This window comes from Magnetococcus sp. PR-3 (assembly GCF_036689865.1).
Classification (GTDB): domain Bacteria; phylum Pseudomonadota; class Magnetococcia; order Magnetococcales; family Magnetococcaceae; genus Magnetococcus.
Map to the genome: position 1 here is coordinate 15,525 of NZ_JBAHUQ010000005.1, position 20,612 is coordinate 36,136.

The 20,612-nt window shown below is 50.0% G+C and carries 20 protein-coding genes; 8 read left to right on the forward strand and 12 right to left on the reverse strand.

The genetic code is table 11. The features are described from left to right. Positions 1-55 precede the first annotated feature (55 nt). Positions 56-640, forward strand: coding sequence for a DUF2062 domain-containing protein (locus V5T57_RS05055; RefSeq protein WP_332890078.1), 585 nt, complete (start codon positions 56-58; stop codon positions 638-640). 323 nt (positions 641-963) lie between these two features. Then, a complete protein-coding gene (locus tag V5T57_RS05060; protein ID WP_332890079.1) occupies positions 964-1,446 on the forward strand; it encodes a helix-turn-helix domain-containing protein in 483 nt (160 codons plus the stop codon). A gap of 458 nt (positions 1,447-1,904) precedes the next feature. Here the strand turns inward: V5T57_RS05060 and V5T57_RS05065 are convergent, their stop codons facing one another. Then, entirely contained in the window at positions 1,905-3,266 is a 1,362-nt protein-coding gene (locus tag V5T57_RS05065; protein ID WP_332890080.1) for a TrpB-like pyridoxal phosphate-dependent enzyme, read from the reverse strand. Positions 3,267-3,491: 225 nt separating this feature from the next. Here V5T57_RS05065 and V5T57_RS05070 point away from each other — a divergent pair, with 225 nt between their 5' ends. Beyond that, positions 3,492-4,283, forward strand: coding sequence for a dienelactone hydrolase family protein (locus V5T57_RS05070; RefSeq protein ID WP_332890081.1), 792 nt, complete (start codon positions 3,492-3,494; stop codon positions 4,281-4,283). A 50-nt stretch (positions 4,284-4,333) separates the two neighbouring features. Here the strand turns inward: V5T57_RS05070 and V5T57_RS05075 are convergent, their stop codons facing one another. Both V5T57_RS05075 and V5T57_RS05080 read right to left on the reverse strand, forming a co-directional pair. Further along, complete coding sequence (locus V5T57_RS05075) at positions 4,334-4,936, reverse strand: lytic transglycosylase domain-containing protein (RefSeq protein ID WP_332890082.1); 603 nt, start codon at positions 4,934-4,936, stop codon at positions 4,334-4,336. A gap of 174 nt (positions 4,937-5,110) precedes the next feature. After that, on the reverse strand, positions 5,111-5,692 hold the full coding sequence (locus V5T57_RS05080; RefSeq protein ID WP_442918167.1) for a peptidylprolyl isomerase: 582 nt from the start codon (positions 5,690-5,692) through the stop codon (positions 5,111-5,113). Between the two features lie 299 nt (positions 5,693-5,991). Between V5T57_RS05080 and V5T57_RS05085 the strand changes: the two genes are divergently transcribed. Further along, a complete protein-coding gene (locus V5T57_RS05085) occupies positions 5,992-6,894 on the forward strand; it encodes a Ppx/GppA phosphatase family protein (protein WP_332890083.1) in 903 nt (300 codons plus the stop codon). 119 nt (positions 6,895-7,013) lie between these two features. Here the strand turns inward: V5T57_RS05085 and V5T57_RS05090 are convergent, their stop codons facing one another. Then, positions 7,014-7,487 (reverse strand): RT0821/Lpp0805 family surface protein, encoded by a 474-nt coding sequence (locus V5T57_RS05090; protein WP_332890084.1) that lies wholly within the window; start codon positions 7,485-7,487, stop codon positions 7,014-7,016. 284 nt (positions 7,488-7,771) lie between these two features. Between V5T57_RS05090 and V5T57_RS05095 the strand changes: the two genes are divergently transcribed. From V5T57_RS05095 to V5T57_RS05110, 4 genes are all read left to right on the forward strand, one after another. Further along, positions 7,772-8,881 (forward strand): GTP pyrophosphokinase, encoded by a 1,110-nt coding sequence (locus V5T57_RS05095; protein ID WP_332890085.1) that lies wholly within the window; start codon positions 7,772-7,774, stop codon positions 8,879-8,881. 122 nt (positions 8,882-9,003) lie between these two features. Next, a complete protein-coding gene (locus V5T57_RS05100) occupies positions 9,004-9,522 on the forward strand; it encodes a hypothetical protein (protein WP_332890086.1) in 519 nt (172 codons plus the stop codon). An 8-nt stretch (positions 9,523-9,530) separates the two neighbouring features. After that, the gene (locus V5T57_RS05105; RefSeq protein WP_332890087.1) at positions 9,531-10,058 is read left to right on the forward strand and encodes a L,D-transpeptidase family protein; all 528 of its coding nucleotides are present in this window, start codon (positions 9,531-9,533) and stop codon (positions 10,056-10,058) included. Between the two features lie 41 nt (positions 10,059-10,099). Beyond that, entirely contained in the window at positions 10,100-10,561 is a 462-nt protein-coding gene (locus tag V5T57_RS05110) for a protein tyrosine phosphatase family protein (protein WP_332890088.1), read from the forward strand. On the opposite strand, the gene V5T57_RS05115 is transcribed toward V5T57_RS05110, so the two are convergent. The 8 genes from V5T57_RS05115 to V5T57_RS05150 form a co-directional block, all read right to left on the reverse strand. After that, the gene (locus V5T57_RS05115; protein WP_332890089.1) at positions 10,553-12,703 is read right to left on the reverse strand and encodes a response regulator; all 2,151 of its coding nucleotides are present in this window, start codon (positions 12,701-12,703) and stop codon (positions 10,553-10,555) included. The two genes, V5T57_RS05110 and V5T57_RS05115, sit on opposite strands and share 9 nt — an antisense overlap. Before the next feature lie 16 nt (positions 12,704-12,719). Then, a complete protein-coding gene (locus V5T57_RS05120) occupies positions 12,720-13,253 on the reverse strand; it encodes a heme NO-binding domain-containing protein (RefSeq protein ID WP_332890090.1) in 534 nt (177 codons plus the stop codon). Positions 13,254-13,407: 154 nt separating this feature from the next. Further along, positions 13,408-13,737 carry a Grx4 family monothiol glutaredoxin gene (grxD, locus tag V5T57_RS05125; RefSeq protein WP_332890091.1) on the reverse strand — a complete coding sequence of 110 codons (330 nt, stop codon included), beginning with the start codon at positions 13,735-13,737 and terminating at the stop codon, positions 13,408-13,410. Between the two features lie 26 nt (positions 13,738-13,763). After that, a complete protein-coding gene (locus V5T57_RS05130; RefSeq protein WP_332890092.1) occupies positions 13,764-14,006 on the reverse strand; it encodes a BolA family protein in 243 nt (80 codons plus the stop codon). Positions 14,007-14,455: 449 nt separating this feature from the next. Beyond that, positions 14,456-15,016: a hypothetical protein gene (locus V5T57_RS05135; protein ID WP_332890093.1), complete on the reverse strand. Its 561-nt coding sequence runs from the start codon at positions 15,014-15,016 to the stop codon at positions 14,456-14,458. Positions 15,017-15,018: 2 nt separating this feature from the next. Next, a complete protein-coding gene (locus V5T57_RS05140; RefSeq protein WP_332890094.1) occupies positions 15,019-16,164 on the reverse strand; it encodes a NapC/NirT family cytochrome c in 1,146 nt (381 codons plus the stop codon). Between the two features lie 212 nt (positions 16,165-16,376). Further along, positions 16,377-18,737: a multiheme c-type cytochrome gene (locus V5T57_RS05145; RefSeq protein WP_332890095.1), complete on the reverse strand. Its 2,361-nt coding sequence runs from the start codon at positions 18,735-18,737 to the stop codon at positions 16,377-16,379. A gap of 947 nt (positions 18,738-19,684) precedes the next feature. Continuing rightward, positions 19,685-20,593: a cytochrome c1 gene (locus tag V5T57_RS05150; RefSeq protein ID WP_332890096.1), complete on the reverse strand. Its 909-nt coding sequence runs from the start codon at positions 20,591-20,593 to the stop codon at positions 19,685-19,687. Positions 20,594-20,612: the final 19 nt, after the last annotated feature.

Consider the following 20,612-nt stretch of genomic DNA (forward strand, 5'->3'; position numbering starts at 1 on the left):
GAGAGAGTGTATGCCCGGCAGGGGTTGGCGTTATCCATTGGATTGGATGCGCACGATGATACGTTTTCGACTGATCCGCCCCATGTTGCATGGGAGCCATCCGCCAGAATATGCCGCACGTGGAACCGCGATTGGGTTAGCCATTGCCATGACCCCAACCGTTGGGGTCCAAATTGCCTGGGTGATGGCATTATGGGCATGGGTGAAGGCACGTAAACCTGAATGGGATTTCAACCCGGTTGTCGCCATCGCTTGGACCATGATCACCAATGTGGTCACAGTTCCCCCCATCTATTTTACCTTTGTGGTTACCGGCCGCCTGATGACAGGTCATTGGGAGGGGCTGTCAGGGTATGATGAGTATACAGCCCGTATTGCCCAGGTGTTGTCGCCAGATGCTGGGTGGTTGGAAGCGATATGGATTCAACTGTACGAGCTCTTTTCCACCTTTGGTCTGCCGCTTATTCTCGGCTGCTTGCCCTGGGCCATTGTCTTTGGGTGGGGTGGGTATTTCTTTACCCTTCGGTTGGTGAAAAAAACCCGCGCAATGCGTGAAAATCGACGCATCAACAACTATGTTGGGCTCTATGAAAAGAGCCACCCTTATGCCCACGATGATAAGGATGACAGCAGCTCTTAGGGGTAACGCTTCATCGGCTGCCTGAGTTCGAAACGGTACAACACCTTGGGTAAGCGCCCCCCCAGCCATGTTTAGGTGCCATGGTTATCAATCTCCCTTTATGGTTTTTGTGCGTGTGATAAAAGGAGATTCTGATAAAAAGTTTCAGTTCCCCCCAGCCGATCATGGTAAACTAATTCCGAATGGTCCTGAATATGGTCATAACCTGCCGTTTTCACCTGGTTTATTCGGCTTATTGTCGATATTGGATGAAACCAAAGGTGGGCGGTAGAAATTTACCTTATAACGTGATGTTTTAAGCAATTTATTGTTGTGAGGCGAAAATGGGTGGTCAAAAGGAGAAACGGCAGCCAGATCAAGGGTTGATTGATCGGCTGAGAAAAGCGGCAGACCGTACCGGTGGGCCGGATGCGATTGCCCGTAAGGTAGATGTCTCCCGACGCACTTGGGGAAACTATCTACAGGGTGCGACGGAGCCAACCTCATCCACCATAAAAGAGGTCGCTAAGGCCGCTGGTTTGGATCCTTCGTGGATACTGACGGGTTTGGGGCCTATGGAGCCGCAACAAGGTGGACGCCCGAGTGCAGTGATGGATGATGTACTGCTCTTTTCTGTAATCTATGAGGTTGAGCACTTTCTACTGGGTGAAAACATCACCATTGCCTCCGCCAAAGATAAGGTGCAATTGATGAGGGCGGTGTATGAGTTGGTGCAGCGAGAGCAAGCCCACCAACCGGAAACATCCAGTGCAGCTTCAATTATTCAACTACCCCATGTGCAGGCTTTAATGCGACTGGCCGGTTAGTCTCCTAAACCGATCTTCAGCATTTTACCGTTAAAAGCGTCCTACGGTGTGCCATTGGTACAGAGGGCGCTTTTTTTGTGTCGGTAGCACCGGTAACCACCAAGCCACAACAGCTTACTCTCTGATCAGAACCCACAGGGGTAATGGCCGTGTGGTATCCATGGTTGAATGGGGATTAAAAAAGCTTTTTGGTGGGATGTCGTGACCTAAAGGCCCCTGTGCCCAGTTGCGCAATGGCCAGGGCTGTGTGGCGTGCCTAGTCATACCTCTGGAACCAAGTAGATGTGGGGTCAAAAAGGCGTAGCTTCACCGGTTGGTTCAGTTCTATCTCTTTTTATTCTTTTTGTTGGGGGGGGGGAGCCGCCAAGCTTTTTGAGTCAACATAGCAGGCCGCATACGAGGTGGGGGGCGGGGGCAAATAAAACGGGGTCTACCAGCTGGTAGACCCCGTTGTTGACTTATCCACCCATTTTTGAGGGATCTGGCAGATGCTTAAGGGCCTCTTCAATGGCGCTTTGAGGATAAGGATAATCCTCTAACTCCCCGGAGAAGAAACGGTCATAGGAGGTCATGTCAAAGTGCCCATGCCCAGAGAGGGTGAAGAAGATGGTCTCTTCTTTACCTTCCTCTTTACAGCGCAGGGCCTCTTCAATGGCACCCCGGATGGCGTGGTTGGATTCAGGTGCCGGGATAATACCTTCCGCCTGGGAGAAGGTAACCCCAGCACGGAAGGTATCCAACTGATCCACCGCACGGGCTTCAATAATTTTGTCATGCACCAATTGGGAGACCTGGCTGGAATCCCCATGATAGCGCAAACCCCCGGCATGGATACCAGGTGGGGTAAAGTCATGACCCAGTGTGTACTGCATCATCATGGGGGTCAGACCTGCCACATCGCCAAAGTCATAGGCAAAATGACCACGGGTCAGTGTGGGGCAGGAGCTGGGCTCCATGGCCAATAGGCGAATGTTTTTACCGGCGGCTTTATCCGCAATAAAGGGGAAAGCCGTACCCGCAAAGTTAGATCCACCACCGCAGCAGCCAATCACGACATCTGGGTAATCACCGACTTTTTCAAACTGTTTTTTAGCTTCTAAACCAATAATGGTCTGGTGTAGGCACACATGGTTCAACACAGAACCCAAGGAGTAGTTGGTATCGGCATCCTGCATCGCCAACTCAACTGCTTCAGAAATGGCAATACCCAAGGAACCGGGGCTATCTGGGGATTTTGCCAGGATATTACGACCGGATTCTGTACGGTCAGAGGGGCTGGCAAACACTTTGGCCCCCCAGGTTTCCATCATGGAACGGCGGAAAGGCTTTTGGTGATAGCTCACTTTCACCATATAGACTTCCACTTCCAAACCGAACATCTGCCCCGCAAAGGAGATGGAGCTACCCCATTGGCCAGCGCCTGTCTCAGTAGTCAGGCGTTTAATGCCCGCCTGTTTGTTGTAATAGGCTTGGGGTACGGCACTGTTGGGTTTATGGGATCCAGCCGGACTTACCCCTTCATACTTGTAGTAAATCTTGGCCGGTGTTCCCAGAGCTTTTTCCAGGCGGTGGGCACGGAACATGGGGGCAGGGCGCCACAAAGAGAGAATTTGACGCACCTCTTCTGGAATATCAATCCAGCGTTCATCGGTCATCTCTTGCCGCAAAATTTCAGGTGGGAAGATCATACCCATCATTTCCGGCGTAACCGGTTTGCCGTCTGGTCCCAGAGGAGGAGGGGGACGGTTAGGCATATCAGCGGTAATGTTGTACCACTGGGTGGGCATCTCTGACTCTTCAAGCAGAATTTTGGTTTGCATCTGCATATCCCTTTGTCTGAAGCGGGCAATAGGGGTTATTCGTTATGTAAATTGCAACCATAACGGAAACTTATAGCGATAAATCGGGCTGTGGGACTAATTTAAAGAGAACCGGCTTTGGCTGCAAGTCTCATATCTCTTTAGCCATGTATTGTCAGGTCTCTTGCAGAGGTTTAAGGTGGTTGTTGATGCAAATCAAACTCATGGGTAAAGGGAGAGTCTCACATGCGTAGTTTATTAAAATGGGCTGGGGTGGCCATGGCCGTGGTGTGGTCGGTGCCAGCCTGGGCCGCGATTCATGAACAGGAGATACCCTATAACGATGGTCAGACTCAATTGGCTGGGTATTTGGTTTGGGACGATCAATTTAGCGGTAAACGTCCCGGTGTTTTGGTGGTACATGAGTGGTGGGGGTTGAATGATTATGCCAAAAGTCGGGCGCGGCAGTTGGCAAGTATGGGCTATATTGCCTTTGCGGCGGATATGTATGGCAAAGGTCATGTGACCGAACATGCCAAAGAGGCAAAAGGTTGGATGAAGCAGGTCACCGCCAATGTGGCAGGGTGGCGTAAACGTGCCGATTTGGCGCTAAGTCAGCTTAAAGCTTCACCTTTGGTGGATGCTCAGCGGGTTGCGGCTGTGGGGTACTGTTTTGGGGGGGGGACGGTCATGCAGATGGCCTATGGTGGCTCAGACCTGTTGGGTGTGGCCTCTTTCCACGGTCCACTACCTCCACCGGAAGAGGCGGATTATCCGCAGATTAAGGCCAAAATTTTTGCGGCCCATGGTGATGCAGATACCTTTATCCCGGCCAAACGGATTGAGACTTTCCAGCAGCGTTTGAGTGCAGCCGGAGCAGATTGGCAGCTCTTACGCTATGGTGGTGTGGTGCACAGCTTTACCAACCCATCTGCCGATGGTAGCTGGATGCCCGTGGTTAAATATGATGAAAAAGCCGATCGGCGCTCCTGGGCAGCCTTTAAGCATTTTCTGGATGAGCTGTTTTGGTCTAAATAATAGCGGTGTATCAGAGGAGTGGGTCGCATGGGTGCGGCCCATTTTTTTGGCTAGCGGTACTGTTTGTAAAAGCGGATCACTTTACGCACGTAGTTTTGGGTTTCGCGGTAAGGGGGTATACGGTTACCGTAACGTCGAACGGCCCCTTCACCTGCATTGTATGCAGCGAGGGTGAGTTTAATGTTGTTTTTGTATTTACGCATCAGATAGCGCAAATGCCGACTACCTGCCTGGATGTTCTCTTGGGGGTCGGTACGGTCAGATACCCCATACATACGGGCTGTTTGTGGCATGAGCTGCATCAACCCTACGGCCCCTTTATGGGAGACCACATTGGGATCAAAATCAGACTCAGCACGGATGACCGCTTTGACCAAGCCGGCATCCAGACCATAGCGTTTGGCCATGTTGCGAATGGTGCTTTCAAAGCGTTTAGGATTGCCGCCACGGCTGGAACGTGCTGTAAACGTAGGGGTCGTTAGGCGTTGTCCATGCTTATTAATACGCATTAAACGCCGATAGCGGGGATCATTGGCACGGTCGGATAGGTGGATGACACCATTGGCATCGACAAAAGCGTAGATATCTGCCGCGGCGGGTGCGGCAGTGCATAGAACCATGAGAAGTGCTGAAAATCCCAGCAGGCGGATCATCGGTGTGTCACACCTCATGTTGGTGTTAGAGGTACCCGGGACCTACAATCCGATGTGGTCAGCTTGGGGGTTGGTACAGAAGCAAAAGGCTGGGTGTAATCCTTGCACCCAGCCTTTTACTATACCAGATCCTACACAACTGTGTGGCAAAACTGCCCAGACAGTTGCTGTAGATTATTCCTGGGTGGCTTTATTAATGAGGATGGGTGTAACCGGCACATCTTGGTGAAAGCCTTTGTTTCCGGTGGGCTGGGCAACCATTTCGTCCACCACATCCATACCTTCAATGACCTCACCAAACACAGCGTAACCAAAGTCACGACCACCATGGTTCAGGAAGTCGTTGTCGCTTACATTGATGAAGAACTGACTGGTGGCACTGTCGACAACCTGGGTGCGGGCCATGGCGATGGAACCACGCTTGTTGGTCAGGCCATTGTCGGCTTCGTTCTTAATTGGCTTGTCAGTTGCCTTTTCATTCATGTCAGCATCCATACCGCCGCACTGAGCCATAAAGCCAGGGATAATGCGGTGGAAGATGGTGCCATCATAATGGCCTTTTTTGACATAGTTCAGAAAATTCTCGGTGCTGATGGGGGCTTTGTCGGCATCCAACTGCAGTTTGATATCACCCATGGTGGTGGAAAGCGTCACGATCACAGGTTTGGCTCCTTTGGTTATATGCGTTGCCGCATTATCGGTGGTGTTCTTTGTGGTATTACCCGTTGCATTCTCGCCAAAGCAGGCGGTGAGCATAAGTGTTAAGCCCACCATCATCCACCAGGGAGAACGTTTGAAAAGTCGAGAGAAGAACATAGAGGTTCCTTTAGATTAAAATAAATGAATCCCTGATCTCTACAGGACTCTATAAAAGAGAGAAAGCACTATACCTTATCTGCCGGGATGCTCCAAGCGTAAGCGATATGACAACTGTGTGACATTATCAAAAGTTACGCAGTTGAACTTCACAGGGTGGATGAAATCCCGTAAACTCCGGCGCGGGTCCTGGTGGTTGAGTATCCTTGCCATTTCTGTTTGAAAGAGTAGCGTCGACCGTGAAATTTGCAGCGATTGATATTGGCTCTAATGCCGTTCGTCTTTTTATTGCCCATGTCTATGAGACGGGTCAGTCCATACCTATTGTGCGTAAGGATGATCTCTATCGTGTGCCCTTACGTTTGGGTGCAGATGCTTTTATCCGTGGTGAAATAACCCCACAAACAGAAGATCAGTTTGTGACGATCATGCAGGCATTTAGAAAGTTGATTGATTTTTTTCAACCAACGGATTGTATTGCTTGTGCCACCTCTGCCCTACGTACCGCCCGTAACGGTCGTGAAGTGGTTATGCGTGTCAGCCGTGAAGCCAACATCAATATTGAAATTATTGAGGGCCAGCGGGAAGCGGAGTTGATTGCACTTAACCGTTCCGATGGTCGATTTGATCAAGATGATTTTCTGTTTATTGATGTGGGTGGGGGTTCAACAGAGTTAACCTTGCTCTCCCAGGGTCGTCAGCTGGATGCACGCTCCTTTCCCATTGGTACCGTACGTTTGAAGGAAAATTTGGTCGACTCGGTGATTTGGGATGAGATGAAACGGTGGATTAAAGCCCAAACGGTCTCTTTCCCGAATCTTACCGCCATTGGTTCTGGGGGTAATATCAATAAACTGGTGCGCATGGGTGGGGATAAACGGGCCAAGAAAATGAAGCGGGATGAGATTAGTAAGGTGCTGAAAATGCTCAAGGGCATGACCTATGAGCAGCGTATGCGCGAGTTGGGTCTGCGTCCTGACCGTGCGGATGTTATTGTACCGGCCGGTGAGATTTTTGTCAGTGCCATGAAGTGGGCGAAGGTAAAGAGTATTGTCGTGCCACAGTTTGGTCTTTCAGATGGCATGGTCCACTACCTGTATCGGCGACATACGGAAGCGCAGGGTGGGCGGATTATTGACTAGTCTCGTTATGGGACGAGACCACAGCAGGGATTTTATCCGCCATAGGGTGTTTTTCAGCCCTTATCCCTACCAAAGGGGAAAGATGCTCCTCTTTCCCCCTATGCTTAAGCAACCCGGTGTTATGAGTTGACCATCTTCCAGGTTCCATCCCGTTTACGGCACGCACGCTGGGTGGCGGTTTCTGGGCGGCCATCAATCCACACCTTAATGTTCGCATCGCGGCAGACACGACCTCGCATGCGTTGGGCGGGTTTGGGGGTAACGGCATAGCGTCGCCCGGTATCGGGGTTAACCCACTTTGTGGTTTTATAGGAGGGGGTGGTCTCCAGGGTTTCATTCAGATGTAAGCGGTCCTGCTTATCCATCTCATTGCCAATACCATAGCCGATCAAACCACCCACAGCGGCACCGAGCAGGGCATTGCGCTCTTTATGTTTGCTTTGACCAAGCAGGCTGCCCGCCAAACCGCCCACCAGGGCCCCTGTTACGGCACCACTTTGGGCGCGGTTTTGCGGGGTTGCGCAACCGCTGAGCAACAAAAGGGCAGCCAGCCCCATGGTCATCCACTTAAACATGCCCTTATTGCTTTTCATGACGCTCACCTTTTGTAAAAACCGGCTCTTTTTCCCGGTGTACATTCAAAACGACTAGAAAATCACCCTAAAGCGGGTCACAACAACCGAATTTCACTTCCCATTGTCCCACGGATGCCGGAATATGACTCGATGGGTTCGATGCCCATACCAATAGGAAGCATAGTGGGATAGGAAATGCTTAGACCTTTTTTTGGCCAATGGCATTCTTGGTGTACTGTTTTTTCCCCTATGGCCTGTAACCGACTCTGGAAAAGCCCGGTGTAAACCGGTGGATAGCTGCAATGGACAGTGTGGACGATATCACCGTAGATCAAATCATGGAGCGCTATGACGAGCGTCGTTCGCTTTATGAGGATTTTAAAAACCGCCAGGTAACCCTGCTGACGGAATTTCTGAAAGAGAACGGCCCTCATGTCTTCTCTATTTCAGGAAGGGTCAAGGAGCGGGAGAGTCTGCGCCGGAAACTGAGCCGTCCCGGCAGCAAATATACCCGGCTGGAAGAGGTGCAGGATCTGGTGGGCATACGGATCGTGACCTTCTTTGAAGAGGAGGTTGACCAGGTTGCTGAGGTGATCCGCAAAGAGTTTAAGATCAATGAAGCGCATATTCTGGATCGTGGCGAGGCGCTGGATCCGGAGCGTTGGGGTTACCGTTCTCGCTACTACAATGTAGGGTTGCTGGATAACCGCCTGAAGTTGATTGAATACAAACGATTTGTGGGTTGTGCTGCTGAGATCCAGGTGCGCAGCTTGTTGCAGCACGCTTGGGCAGAAATTGAAACCCAGATGGGTTACACCAGTCGCGATACTTTTCCGAAAGAGCGCCGTCGTCAGTTTTCCCGGATTGCAGGTATGTTGGAACTGGCGGATCAAGAGTTTAATGAGACCAACCGTTTTCTTAAACCCTACCGGCAACGCATGGTGGAGCAGGTGGCGTCTGGTCACGATAATCCTCTTCCTGCGGATATGCAGCGTGACCCCATCGGTAACGATTCACTCACTCAGTTTATTCAGGAAAATGCGTTGGTCCGGGAGATGGACGCACGCTTGGCCCAGTTGATCAATGTCTCCTTGGAAGATAATGGTGATTTTATTGATGAGGTAGCCACCCACCTCTCTTATCTGAACCTTGGTACCATCACGGCACTGGAGAATGAGCTGCGCATGCAGCGCAAAACCATTCTGGGTATTGCCAAACAGATTTTTGATCGCCAGGGGAACAAGGAGTTCTCGGCGCTGTGGCGTGGTATCTCCATCTATATGCTGAGCTATACCCTATCGGCTGTGGCTGAAAAGTCCGAACCGCTTCTACACGGTTTAGATCGCACAGAAATTGGACCTCTTATGGCCCGCTCACCTTTTGATGATGATAGTGAGCTCGCCCCCTGGTAAGTGACGAGAGGCCATTGATGAGGGATTATCTAACCCCGAGGAAGCTACCTTCCTCGGGGTTTGTCTTTTCTACATAGATTCTGATCTTTTATAAAGATCAACAAAAGATGAGTAGAAAAATCATGACAAATCAAAAATATGTCTATCTATGGGCTCTATTGGGGATGGCGACTGGGGTACAGCCAACGATGTTGCTGGCCGATATTTATACCTGTAAAGAGCGTTCAGGTATCACGACGTTGCGTAATTCAGCCTGTCCAGATGGGCAGGTACAGATCGATCATATGTTTACATCCCCCGCTGTATTAACACCACCCTCTCCTGAGCCTGATCAGGGCAAGCCAGCCCCACTGGAAGCATCAGGTATGGCCCCGCAGCTCCCCCCCCAGCCAACGGGCCAAATGTTGCAACCTACAAAGGGTATGGGTGCGCAAATTCTCCAAAATCCAAGGTATTTCCAATCTCTTATGAGGTTAGGTGCAAACCCTGAGGTACAAAAACTGCTAAAAAATGCACAGTTTGTTAAGGCCATACAGAACAATACAGAACAAGTGCTTATGGGCCACTATGAGTATCGGGTATTGGCCAAAACCTATCCCAACTTACGGGCAAAACTGTTGCAGTTGATCGCAGGGCAGTGAGGCATGTGGTGAAAAAAAGGCTGCTTGGCCTGGTGATCGTTCTCTTTGTGGTGGTTGCTCTGTTCTATGGGTTACGGTATCTACCCCGGACAATCCATAAGCCTATGCCTAAAGCAGCCAAAGTTCTGGTACACAAGCAGGCGCGTACGCTCTCATTACTGGATGCTCAAAACCGCGTTATTAAGAGCTATACCATCGGCTTGGGTGATGCCCCTGTTGGGCATAAACAGCAGGAGGGGGATGAACGGACACCTGAGGGTGACTATGTGCTGGATTGGCGTAATGCCCGTAGCCGTTATCATCTCTCTTTACACATCTCCTACCCCAATGCAGAGGATCGTGCCCACGCCCAGGCCAGAGGCGTCTCACCCGGTGGGGCGATTATGATCCATGGCTTACCAAATGGTCTATCAGCTGCGGCAGATATGTTTGCCAACCGGGATTGGACCGATGGTTGTATCGCCGTCAATAATGAAGAGATTGAGGAGATCTGGGCATCGGTGGAGAACGGTACACCCATTCGCATCCTGCCTTAACCTGCTCGATATCTCTTTATCTTTCGTACTTGGAAGAGCCCATGACAGAAGTGGTTGATACATTATTTATCTATGACCAACGTGTCGATGCCCATTGGATCTGTGCAGAGCAACCCTCAGAGCATGCGTTGGTGGTGTTGGCTGAGTCTGGGTATAAAGGGGTGCTCAATCTAGGCTTGCATGAGGCCCCTTATGCCTTGGAGGATGAGGCGGCTTCGGTCACAAACCTAAAGATGCGCTATCATCACATTCCCGTCTCTTTTACCAACCCCCAGGTGGCGAGCTATGAGGCTTTTGCAGCATTTCTTGACACCATCAAGGGGCAAAAATGGCTGATCCATTGCGCGGATAATAAACGGGTTTCTATTTTTATGGCGCTTTATCAATTACAGCAGCAGGCTTGGTCGACACAAAAAGCGGTGTTGTGGATTGCACAAGCTTGGCAACCCGATCGTGTGTGGGCCGAGTTTTTGGGACAGGTACGGGAGCGTATGCTAGCGTGATGCGTGGCCTATGACCTGTTGTAGGGCATCGATGGCCATCTCAAACTGCTCTTCAACTTTGCTGAATAGAGAACCCATAGCTGGGCCTGATAGGGTGACCATTTGCCCATAAATACGAGCTGCTTCAGCCGCTTGGGCCAAGCGTAAAAGTCCCATATTACCTGCAGCCCCTTTTAAGGCATGCAGGCCACTTTCAAGGGCAGCATGATCGCCCTGCTCAAGTGCTTGTTGCATCTTGGTAAGATCTTGACGGCCGGTCCGTTCAAAGGTGGTGAGTAGCTCCCCTAAATTATCTGCCCCCAGGGTTTGCTTTAACATGGCCAAGGTATCCTCAGAGAGGATGGGTGGTTCATGGCTGGGCGCCGCTTGTGGGGCTGGCACTTCATGGGCCTGCTCACCACTGGGGAGCATTTTATTGAGGATCTTTTGTAGTTCATCCTTCTGCACAGGTTTGGAGACATACTCATCCATACCTGCTTCCAGGCAGCGCTCACGATCCCCTTTTAGCGCATTGGCCGTCATGGCAATAATGGGAATGGTAGCTTGTAGATTATCCTTTAGGCGGCGTATGGCTGCGGTTGCTTCAAAACCATCCATACGTGGCATTTGAACATCCATTAAAACCACGTCATAGGGCACCCGTTGGACCTGTTCCAAGGCTTCCTGTCCATCGGCAACCATATCCACCCGATGACCCAGGCTCTGTAACATACCCCGTGCGACCATTTGGTTAACCCGGTTATCTTCTGCCACCAAAACGCTTAAAGAGCGTGCGGTTTGTGCAGGTGCTGTGGTTTTTGGCTCAACAGGTTTGGCCATGTCATGCCGCAGACCGACGACTTCAGAGAGGGTATTAAATAGGGTGGATTGACGGACGGGTTTTAATAGATAGGCATCTACCTGTTTGCGCAGGGTTAGACCATGTTCAATGTTGGATAAAGGCATGGAAGAAGCCAGCACAACTTCAGGCCGATCGTCAGGGTGTTGCTGACTTAAACGGTCTAAAAAGAGCCGTCCATCCATTCCAGGCATATGCATATCCAGCAAAATTAAGGTAAAGGCACGGTCCGCCTTTTTGGCCCCAGAGAGCATATTCAGTGCACCTTCACCACTATCTGCACTGTCATAGTCGATCTTCCAACTGGCCAGTGTACGCTCAAAGATCTCCCGGTTCAGGGGGTTATCATCCACAATAAGTATCCGCTGGCGGGAGAGTGCGTCCCGTATAGCATCCGTATGGTAATGACCACCCGCTCCAATGTGTTTAAGTGGTATTTCAAACCAAAAAAGACTGCCCTGTTCGGGGTCACTTTGTAGACCAATTTCCCCACCCATGGCCTCAACCAACCGTTTACTAATGGCCAGCCCTAGGCCGGTACCCCCAAATTTACGGGTGGTGGAGGCATCTGCTTGGGTAAAGCTTTCAAAGAGTTTGTTTTGTACACGCTCAGGAATACCAATTCCGGTATCTCTGACTTCAAAACGGATGGTCTGTGTGGCAGAGGGATGGACAGTAACCGTGACGGTACCCCGTTCTGTGAACTTAATGGCGTTCCCCACCAGGTTCATCAAAATCTGCCGAAGGCGACCGGGATCTCCCTTAAAAACAGCATGTAGATCTGGGTGAATAAACTGTGCCAGGGTCAGCCCTTTGCCATGGGCACGGGGTGCCAGGATCTCAACCACCCCTTCCACAATTTCAGCCAGTTCAAAATCGCTAAGTTCCAACTCTAATTTATCGGCATCGAGTTTAGAAAAGTCTAAAATATCGTTAATAATCGTCAGTAACGCCTCGCCAGACTCCCGTATGGTACGGGTAAAATGGCGTTGGTCACTGTCTAGATCTGTCTCCATCAATAGAGTTGTCATACCAATAACACCATTCATTGGTGTGCGGATTTCATGGCTCATGGTTGCCAGGAAATCACTTTTGGCACGACTGGCCGCATGGGCCTCCTCCACGCTCTCTTCTAACGCACGGGTACGCTGCGCGACCAGATCCTCAAGATGTGTCAGGGTCTCTTGCAGTTTTTTATTGGCACCCCACAGCTCCCGGCTTTTTTCTTCCAGTAGCTGTTCAGCCTCTTCTCGTGCGGTACGCTCGCGTTGTAGGCGGCGTTTCCATCTCGCCTCATCACTCATGGGAGCGGTACACTCCTTAGGTGTCCAGTTTCACGGTAAAAACCATATCGTTTGCTTCCCCCTCATGACGAATGTGAGCGGGTTGGCCAAAATGTTCCACACACGCGCGGATCAAACCCAGCGCCAAAGGGGCCAAGGGACGACGAGATTGGTAGTGCATCTGCAGGGTTTGGTCATCGATGCGTGTACAGGTAAAGGTGGGTAGTTCAGCTTCAGGATAGAGCTTTTGAACCTCGGTATGGATGGTATCTTCAATACCCTCCAAAAAGGTTAGGCTGGAGTCTATGCCTTCAAAGAACTGCGCATAACGCTGGTGAAAAATGGTAAAGAGGTGTCCACCAAAAACTTCCACCAAATCCGGCACGGGAATACCACTATGTTTGCTCAATAACCCAACCATTTTGGCCAGATCTGCAAAGGGATAAGAACCCACAGCCGTAAAGGCACCATCATTATCTAAATTGGCTTCATCAAGGATATCGTCCAGCATATCCATGGAGAATTTCTCCTCCACCAGCTTTTCAAATTCAGAGAAGACAATCCCCAGCATAAAAGCCTCCGTTGGTAAAATTTCAATAGAATGAGAGTAGCATGTCAGAACGTTACAATACCATATGGATTGGTGGATTAATGATTCTGAAACATAAAAAAAAGGTGTGCCAGAGCACACCCTTTTTCAAAAAACCAGATTATATGCCCAGTTCTTAACGGCCCAGAGCGGCATCCAGTTGTGTTTTTAATTCACCGTTCTGATAGAGCTCACGCATGATATCCGCACCACCAACAAATTGGCCCTTAATGTAAAGCTGAGGAATGGTTGGCCAGTTGGAGTAGACCTTAATGCCCTCACGAATATCAGGGTTGGTCAGTACATCCACAGACATAAAATCATTCCCACTCAGTTCACATGCAGAGAGCATCTGTACCGCTGCGCCAGAAAAACCGCACTGGGGAAAATTGGGGTTGCCTTTCATGTAGAGCACAACGGTGTTGCCGTTAACCTGCTCTTGAATGGTCTGTTCTACGTTACTCATGGGTCGTGTTCCTTGTTCTGGCTGGATCAGCCGTTTTGCTCCGCCCATTTTTCGGGGGTATAGGTTTTCAGGGAAAGGGCGTGGATGGCCTCTTTCATATTTTCGCCCAGCACCCGATAGACCCGCTGATGCTGCTGAACCATGCCTGCATCATCCCGGAACTCGGGGCTGACAATGATCGCCTCAAAGTGACGGCCATCACCATCTACATGGATGTAGTCACAGGGCAGGCCTGTTTCGATGAGTTCTTTGACTTTAGCCACTTCCATCGTTGTTTAACCTATCTGGTGTGAGGTGTATCCCATCTGCAATGGGGTATAGGAGTCCTCAGGATCTGAAAAATTCCCGAGGGTGTGCATTTTATCTTCTCTTGTGCAGGGATGCCATAGCTTGAAACAACTTACTTGTCGCTTTCTGCGCACCGTTCATCCATCTAATCTTTCCAGGTATTGGGCACTTCGTCATTTTACAGGTGCTACTTTGCAGCCACAGGGTTCGTGTGTTAAGCCGATATGTCGCATCCCATCAGGGTGTGGGTCCGACAGAGATCCTGTATCGCAACGATTGAGGGCGGGTTTTCATCCAATAGAAACAGAGTGCTGGACCGCCATGATTAAACGGTTTTTTTATCAATAGGCTTGGTTGGTGGTCAAGCAAAGCAAAAGGGCCATCCGAAGATGACCCTTTGCAAACGATTACCGTCATCTAAAACTCAAGATCAGGAACCTTTTTCAGCGTCTTTTTTTTCAGCATTGCGTTTGTCAATAATACCGTTGTGGAGCGCCATGACACCCTGAACCTTCTTTAACATCTCTTTGTAGATGGTTAAGTCGGCCAGTGCTAAATGGTGTACGCCACTTTTGGTATAAAAATCCACCACCATCTTGTTGCCCGTTGCCATCTGTTCCATCAACGGCTTGGCCCGTTCAGGACCCAGCATAATGTTATTGGTTCCACGGGCAGGCACCACATGACGCTCGTGTTTATCGACCCCAATACGAATTTCAGTACTGTCGCGGAACTCCAGATAGGTGGCTAAGACAATACCCACCTGATCAGGGGCCCACGCAGGACCAAACTGTACAAAGTTCTTGCCACGGAACTCTGAGAAGGTCTCGATATAAAAGATACGGCAGTAGACTTTATCATCCGCAGGTACGCGGTCACAGGCTGCACGCCAAGGACCCGCCCGCTCCGTAAACACACTTACAGCTTGGGCTGACTTGAGGGGTACCCACAAGGCCAGCATCATCAAAACAGTAAACAACCAACGCTGCATGCTTAATCCTCCGTATTGGCACGGGCGCCGCGCAGTACCCAACCACTTACTTGTGTAAGCTGTTCAGGGCTTAGCTTGGTGTAACGGCGCATCTCTTTCAGGTTATTGGCCCAGTCTTGCTGGATAAACAGATCCCGCGTATAGGCGATATGGCACAAATTGCAGTCCAGCTTATAGAGCTTCTGTACATGGGTCCAGTAGGCTTGACTGTCTGCACCCAGAAGATCCCGTTTAATCCACCCTTTGATCGCAACTTGGCGCCATTCAGAACCATAATCTTCGTCTACTTTAATCTCACCTGCTTTGATCATGTCCATCCCATCAAAGCTCAGTTTGCCAAGCTCTACAGGTTGGTTAAAGTCGATGAACATCTTGGGTCCTTCATCGCGATCCCAAGCCTTAAAGGTTACTTCTACCCACTCACCCTGTTGGCGCTCAACCACCAACTCGCTACCGGCCAAAACATCGGCCAGCTTCATGGCACTCTCTTTGGTTTCGCTATAGAGCATCGCGCTTTTAAGAACCACAGCAGAACCCGCCAGTTTGGCTACTTTACCGGCAGAGACCAACTTATTTTCCATCTCGTTATAGATACGCTCCATCTGAGGAAGATTGTGCGCAATGCCCTTGTGGCAGTTAATGCAGGTCTGCTCTCCTGCCAACAATTTTTTATGCAGCTTTTGCGCTAGGGGGCTCTGCTTTGCCACCTTCATTTTGTCTGGCGTATGGCAGTTGCGACATTCGCGAGAGTCGGTCTTTTCCATGGAGCGCCATACATTTTGAGCCAGGTTGATACGGTGTTCTTCAAATTCCTCTGGTGTATCAATACTGCCCAAAGCCCAGTGCCACAGCTCATTACTGGCTTGGATTTTACGCTTTAGTTTGGCAACCCAAGGGCGGGGTACGTGGCAGTCGGAACAGATGGCCGGCACGCCTGATGCGTTATGGGCGTGGGGTGACTTTTCATATTCTGCCTGCACCACTGACATTTCATGGCAGCTGGTGCAGAACTCATACGTATTGGTGAACTCCATGAAGGTGTTGAATCCACCCCAGAAGATAATACCTGCAAAAAGGCCGGTCGCAAGTAGGATCCAGCGGGGGCCTTCACCATGGCTAAAGATCCATTTGAACATCCGTTTAATCATGACTGAACGTCTCCAACTTTTACTGATATTGGATGGTTACCCCCCACAGAAACCATCCGCCTGAGCACTGCCAAAATGGTAGTACTTGAACCAAAAACACATGCAAAAAAGCATGTTTAGGCTGAAAATTAAGAAAAAAAGGGGAGCCAGCCGTGGTGACTGGCTCCCGGGGGAATGTAGCGATTAAGGGTAGTAAATACCCAAGCTCGCTTTTACTTCATCTTTTTCATTTTCTTCATCTTAGCAATAGCTTCCAGAGCTTTCTTCATGAACTCCTGGTGCTCAAAGCTGTCCATCACACCTGGCTCAGCAACCTGTTTCCAGAAGTCAGGATCGAAGCGCTCTTCGTGACAACCCAAGCACACGCCGCTCTTCTCAATGGCGCCACGCTTAGCTTCAGGCAGAGGACCGGCCAGGGGCCAGTGAGAACCCACGGAGGTCAGCTGGTTGCCGTCTTCGTCGAGGATGGCGGACCAATCCCAAGTCAGGCCAGGAATACCCTGGATCTGAGTTTTGGCTTTCTTGGAGATGATCTTACCGTCAGAGGTCATCAGATCAACAACCATATCCTTGTCTTGCTTAAGCAGGAAGCGGTTGCCTTCAGTACCATAACCCAGTGCCTTAGGATTATCGTGGCAGCTTTCGCATCCACGGGCGCTACGGCCAGCGGTGTGAGGCTGTACAGCTGCGGTGTCGATACCAGGACCTTCAGGTGTATCCCAGATCTTGTTATTGACCAGGTTTTTGCCATCGGGGCCAATCACGGTGGTCACAACTTGACAACCAGGCATCATGGGGCTGACACGACCTTCACCATTCATACCGAGTACGGGAACTTCCCAACGCAGGTAGGAGCGGGTCTCAGAAACCTTACCAGGTGACTTCATGCCGTTGGTGCCGGGAGGGGCATCAGGGGTTTGACCGGTCTTAGGATCACGGTTGCTACCGTTGATCAACCAGTCTGTACCGGTCTTACCTTCGGAGTAATCAACCGTTACGTGACAACCGTAGCACTGAGGTACCCAGTCAGCATGACAGGCGTAGCATTCCATGTTGTTCTGATGCTGAGGGATCAGGAACATGGCCACTTTAGCCAAGGTAGACTTGAAGGTACCTTCTTCACCAATGGTCTTAAGGATTGGCACTTTAAAGTCCAGACCGCCAGCGGAGTGAACAATAACTTCATCACCCTTCTTGACGACGTTACCGAAGGGGTTACCGCGGGTTGTCAGCAGGTAGCCATCTTGAGCAGGATACTGTGTGGCATCCTTCATGAACTCAGGCCACTTGGTGCCTAGACCACGAGGTTCAGTATTGGCAGTCGGCAGACCATCTTTCATCTTACCGAACTCTTCACCACGACCCAGGGGAAGTTCCCAAGGAGCCTTGTTGTAGGTTCCGTGGCAGTCTTCACACTCAACTTCAACCTGTGCCAAGGTGGTACCGGGGATGTTGCCGTCACCGTGCATATCAACCGTGGTGTGGCAATCCTGGCAGAGCATACCGCCCTTGGGGTTGCCTTCCATGCTCTCTTGCTCATGGTGCAGGTCGGCTTTGATGTAGAGATACTTCTTGGTGTGGCTCTTTGGCTGTTTCTTACCATTCTCGTCAAAAGGAGAACCGTAAGGGAATTCCATCAGGCCCTGATAGCTTACACCCGCACGCTTACCACGGTTATGGCAGGATACGCAGGTCTCAACAGGAATACCGGAGTACTCAATGTCGTTATGCTTGATCTTGGTCTTACGGGTTGCCTGCATCTTGTGGGTCATCACATGACCGGCTTCCATCTTGTTGATGGTGGGGTCATTACCCTCATAGTAGCCTTCGTTGCTGTAAGGCACGTGACAGGCGGAACAACCAGCACCACGGTAGTCACCACGCTTGTCGCGACCCTGAACACCAACGTGACAACGCTGACAGTCATGACGGGAGTAGGTGATACCCGCGTGGTTGGGGTTCTTCTCTAGGTCAGCAAGATTCACTTGGGGGATCTGCTTCAAACGCTTAGGCATTTGATCAGGATGATCCTTAGTGAACTGACGCATGTACTTCTTATAGGCTTTGGTACCTACGGAAGGAACGGGACCATCTTCATCAATGATGTCGTAGTTGCCCCACTTAACCTTCATGTCCTTTTGCAGACCCCAAGACCAGAAGTTACCTTGCAACTTACCCGCTTCGGTATTCATCAACGCCTTATTCAGACGATCAAAATAACCAGCGTGGCATTGGCCGCAGGCTTGGTCATTCACAGGCATGGCGCCAGGATCGGGCAGGAAGTTCTTAGGACCACCTTTTTTGGCGATCATATCAGGCGTACCCATATGGGCCTTGGCCTTATCTTTCTCTTCAGCAGGATTACCACCATGACAGACGGTACAACCAGCAGGATCACCCACCTCGGCACCCATCTTCTCAATATCCTGCTGCATGGGTCCATCACTAAAGCGTTCAATACCTTCGTGACAGGCCAAACAGCCCTTGCCAGCATCTGCCGTTGACGCGAAGAAGAGTCCTCCCGCGGCAATGGCCACTAATGCCGACGCTACATATCTTCCCCAGCGTCTCATGACATTCTCCATGGTTTGAATGGTGTGCCCGTTTAAAGAATTTGCGCTCCGATTATGCTCTGCCAACCCATCCACATGGCACAACATACGTATAAATACGGATACGCGCTACGATGCACCATGGAGTATAAGTGCATAGCAGAGCAAGTAAAAAAAACTCTACAAAATAATATAAAAATAAGGTACCGATTAAATGAAAGCGATACGCATTAACACTACGTAAAAATACCGAGTCAAATATAAAGTATGATTTAACGTATAAGCTTAGAAAGTGTAACATTTGCTGGGTGACATGACAGAACAGGTGTTGATATACCAACGTCAATCAAGATCTGGCGAAGCATACATATTAAAAAAAGCACTGAAAAAGTACCCTTTTAAAGGATTATAAGATACAGAAAGCATAGGAGAAATAAGGTGTGTGTGAGCGAGGTTTACAAGGAGAAGAATAGACCGATAAAGAGAGCCGCAGTTAATCAAACAAAAGCTACATAAAGAAATATAAGAAGCGAAAACCTTACGTTCATCTGGCCATATCTTTTTATGCAAAGCAAAAATCGTCTTATCACTCACTTGATTCACATCAAGCGCAGGTGAATTAGGAAAATGTTCATAGAACTGAAAATTTTTATGTCAAACCATATGGAGGTTCATATTGGAATAATTGTGATTTTTCTTCCCTTGGTTGTGTGGCTTTGTCTCTCGTTAAACGCTCCCCACCGTCTAATCCTTCGCTCAAAAATAGACCTTCTGATTTCCGTGATAAGACAGAGAAAGCTAAACCCATTACAGGATAGCTAGATCGAGCTAGCCAGTGCTTTCAACGTTTAAATTGGTGAGACCAATGCGGGGAGGTTCGAGCTTGCTCCAACGGGCAGACATAAGAAAAGCCCCCTGCATTCATGCAGGGGGCTTTCTATAGAGCTGGTCTGACTTAAGCGAGACGCTTAGGGAATACGTGACCAGATGCGGCGTTTAACCGCGTACAGCATTGCGGTAAGCAGCAAGAGATAAAGAATAACCACTTTACCTGTGCTCTTACGCTTTTCCAGGGTTGGCTCAGCAGCCCAAGCCAAGAATGCGGTGACATCCTTAGATTGCTGCTCCAAGCTGGCGTGGGTACCATCCGCATACTCAACCTGATCTTCGGTCATAGGCTGAGGCATCGCAATGATATGCCCAGGGAAGAACTTGTTGAAGTTGTCCCCACCACCAATTTTAGAGACCGCTTCGCGGATCTTCTTCAGCTTGGCTTCTGCTTTGTCTTTACGCTTAATGACCTTCGCATCGGTATTGGCGGTTACTTCTAAAGCCAGATCCGATTTTGAGGGGGCAGGCATGTGCAGTGTGCTGGATAGTGCAATGGCTTCATCAACCGTGACACCATCTTCAGCAACTTCACTCACCTTATCCATCTCCTCATCGGTTAGATAACCGGTGAGAATGGCGTACAGGTAGTTTTCATAACCCTTACGGGCTTTGGTCATCAAAGAGAGATCCGGGGGCAGGGTACCATAGGTATCCTGTGCATCCTCTGCAGCGAGAGGAGAGTTCATAGGATCTTTCTTGTTGGCGTCGTTGGCGCCCGCCATCTCACTGACCTGTTCTTCCGTAAAGCCAAACTGACGGAGGTGGTCAAATTTGATGTATTTGATGGAGTGGCAGGACATGCACACTTCCACCGCAACTTGGGCACCACGCTTCAATTGGGCCTGGTCAAAGCGACCAAAAGGTCCGTGATGATTCCACTCTTCCTTGGGTAACTCCACACCAGCGCCACCCGCCGTGGCAGCCTGGGGGGCTAAAGCCAGACCCAAGACCAGAGCGGAGAGAGCAATTGCTTTCTTGAGATTCATGCGATTTGCCTCCGTTAAC

Coding starts and splice junctions, on each gene's coding strand:
- V5T57_RS05055 (WP_332890078.1), top strand. CDS start 56: ATGATACGTTTTCGACTGATCCGCCCCATGTTGCATGGGAGCCATCCG.
- V5T57_RS05060 (WP_332890079.1), top strand. CDS start 964: ATGGGTGGTCAAAAGGAGAAACGGCAGCCAGATCAAGGGTTGATTGAT.
- V5T57_RS05065 (WP_332890080.1), bottom strand. CDS start 3,266: ATGCAAACCAAAATTCTGCTTGAAGAGTCAGAGATGCCCACCCAGTGG.
- V5T57_RS05070 (WP_332890081.1), top strand. CDS start 3,492: ATGCGTAGTTTATTAAAATGGGCTGGGGTGGCCATGGCCGTGGTGTGG.
- V5T57_RS05075 (WP_332890082.1), bottom strand. CDS start 4,936: ATGATCCGCCTGCTGGGATTTTCAGCACTTCTCATGGTTCTATGCACT.
- V5T57_RS05080 (WP_442918167.1), bottom strand. CDS start 5,692: ATGCTCACCGCCTGCTTTGGCGAGAATGCAACGGGTAATACCACAAAG.
- V5T57_RS05090 (WP_332890084.1), bottom strand. CDS start 7,487: ATGAAAAGCAATAAGGGCATGTTTAAGTGGATGACCATGGGGCTGGCT.
- V5T57_RS05095 (WP_332890085.1), top strand. CDS start 7,772: ATGGACAGTGTGGACGATATCACCGTAGATCAAATCATGGAGCGCTAT.
- V5T57_RS05100 (WP_332890086.1), top strand. CDS start 9,004: ATGACAAATCAAAAATATGTCTATCTATGGGCTCTATTGGGGATGGCG.
- V5T57_RS05110 (WP_332890088.1), top strand. CDS start 10,100: ATGACAGAAGTGGTTGATACATTATTTATCTATGACCAACGTGTCGAT.
- V5T57_RS05115 (WP_332890089.1), bottom strand. CDS start 12,703: ATGAGTGATGAGGCGAGATGGAAACGCCGCCTACAACGCGAGCGTACC.
- V5T57_RS05120 (WP_332890090.1), bottom strand. CDS start 13,253: ATGCTGGGGATTGTCTTCTCTGAATTTGAAAAGCTGGTGGAGGAGAAA.
- grxD (WP_332890091.1), bottom strand. CDS start 13,737: ATGAGTAACGTAGAACAGACCATTCAAGAGCAGGTTAACGGCAACACC.
- V5T57_RS05130 (WP_332890092.1), bottom strand. CDS start 14,006: ATGGAAGTGGCTAAAGTCAAAGAACTCATCGAAACAGGCCTGCCCTGT.
- V5T57_RS05135 (WP_332890093.1), bottom strand. CDS start 15,016: ATGCAGCGTTGGTTGTTTACTGTTTTGATGATGCTGGCCTTGTGGGTA.
- V5T57_RS05140 (WP_332890094.1), bottom strand. CDS start 16,164: ATGATTAAACGGATGTTCAAATGGATCTTTAGCCATGGTGAAGGCCCC.
- V5T57_RS05145 (WP_332890095.1), bottom strand. CDS start 18,737: ATGAGACGCTGGGGAAGATATGTAGCGTCGGCATTAGTGGCCATTGCC.
- V5T57_RS05150 (WP_332890096.1), bottom strand. CDS start 20,593: ATGAATCTCAAGAAAGCAATTGCTCTCTCCGCTCTGGTCTTGGGTCTG.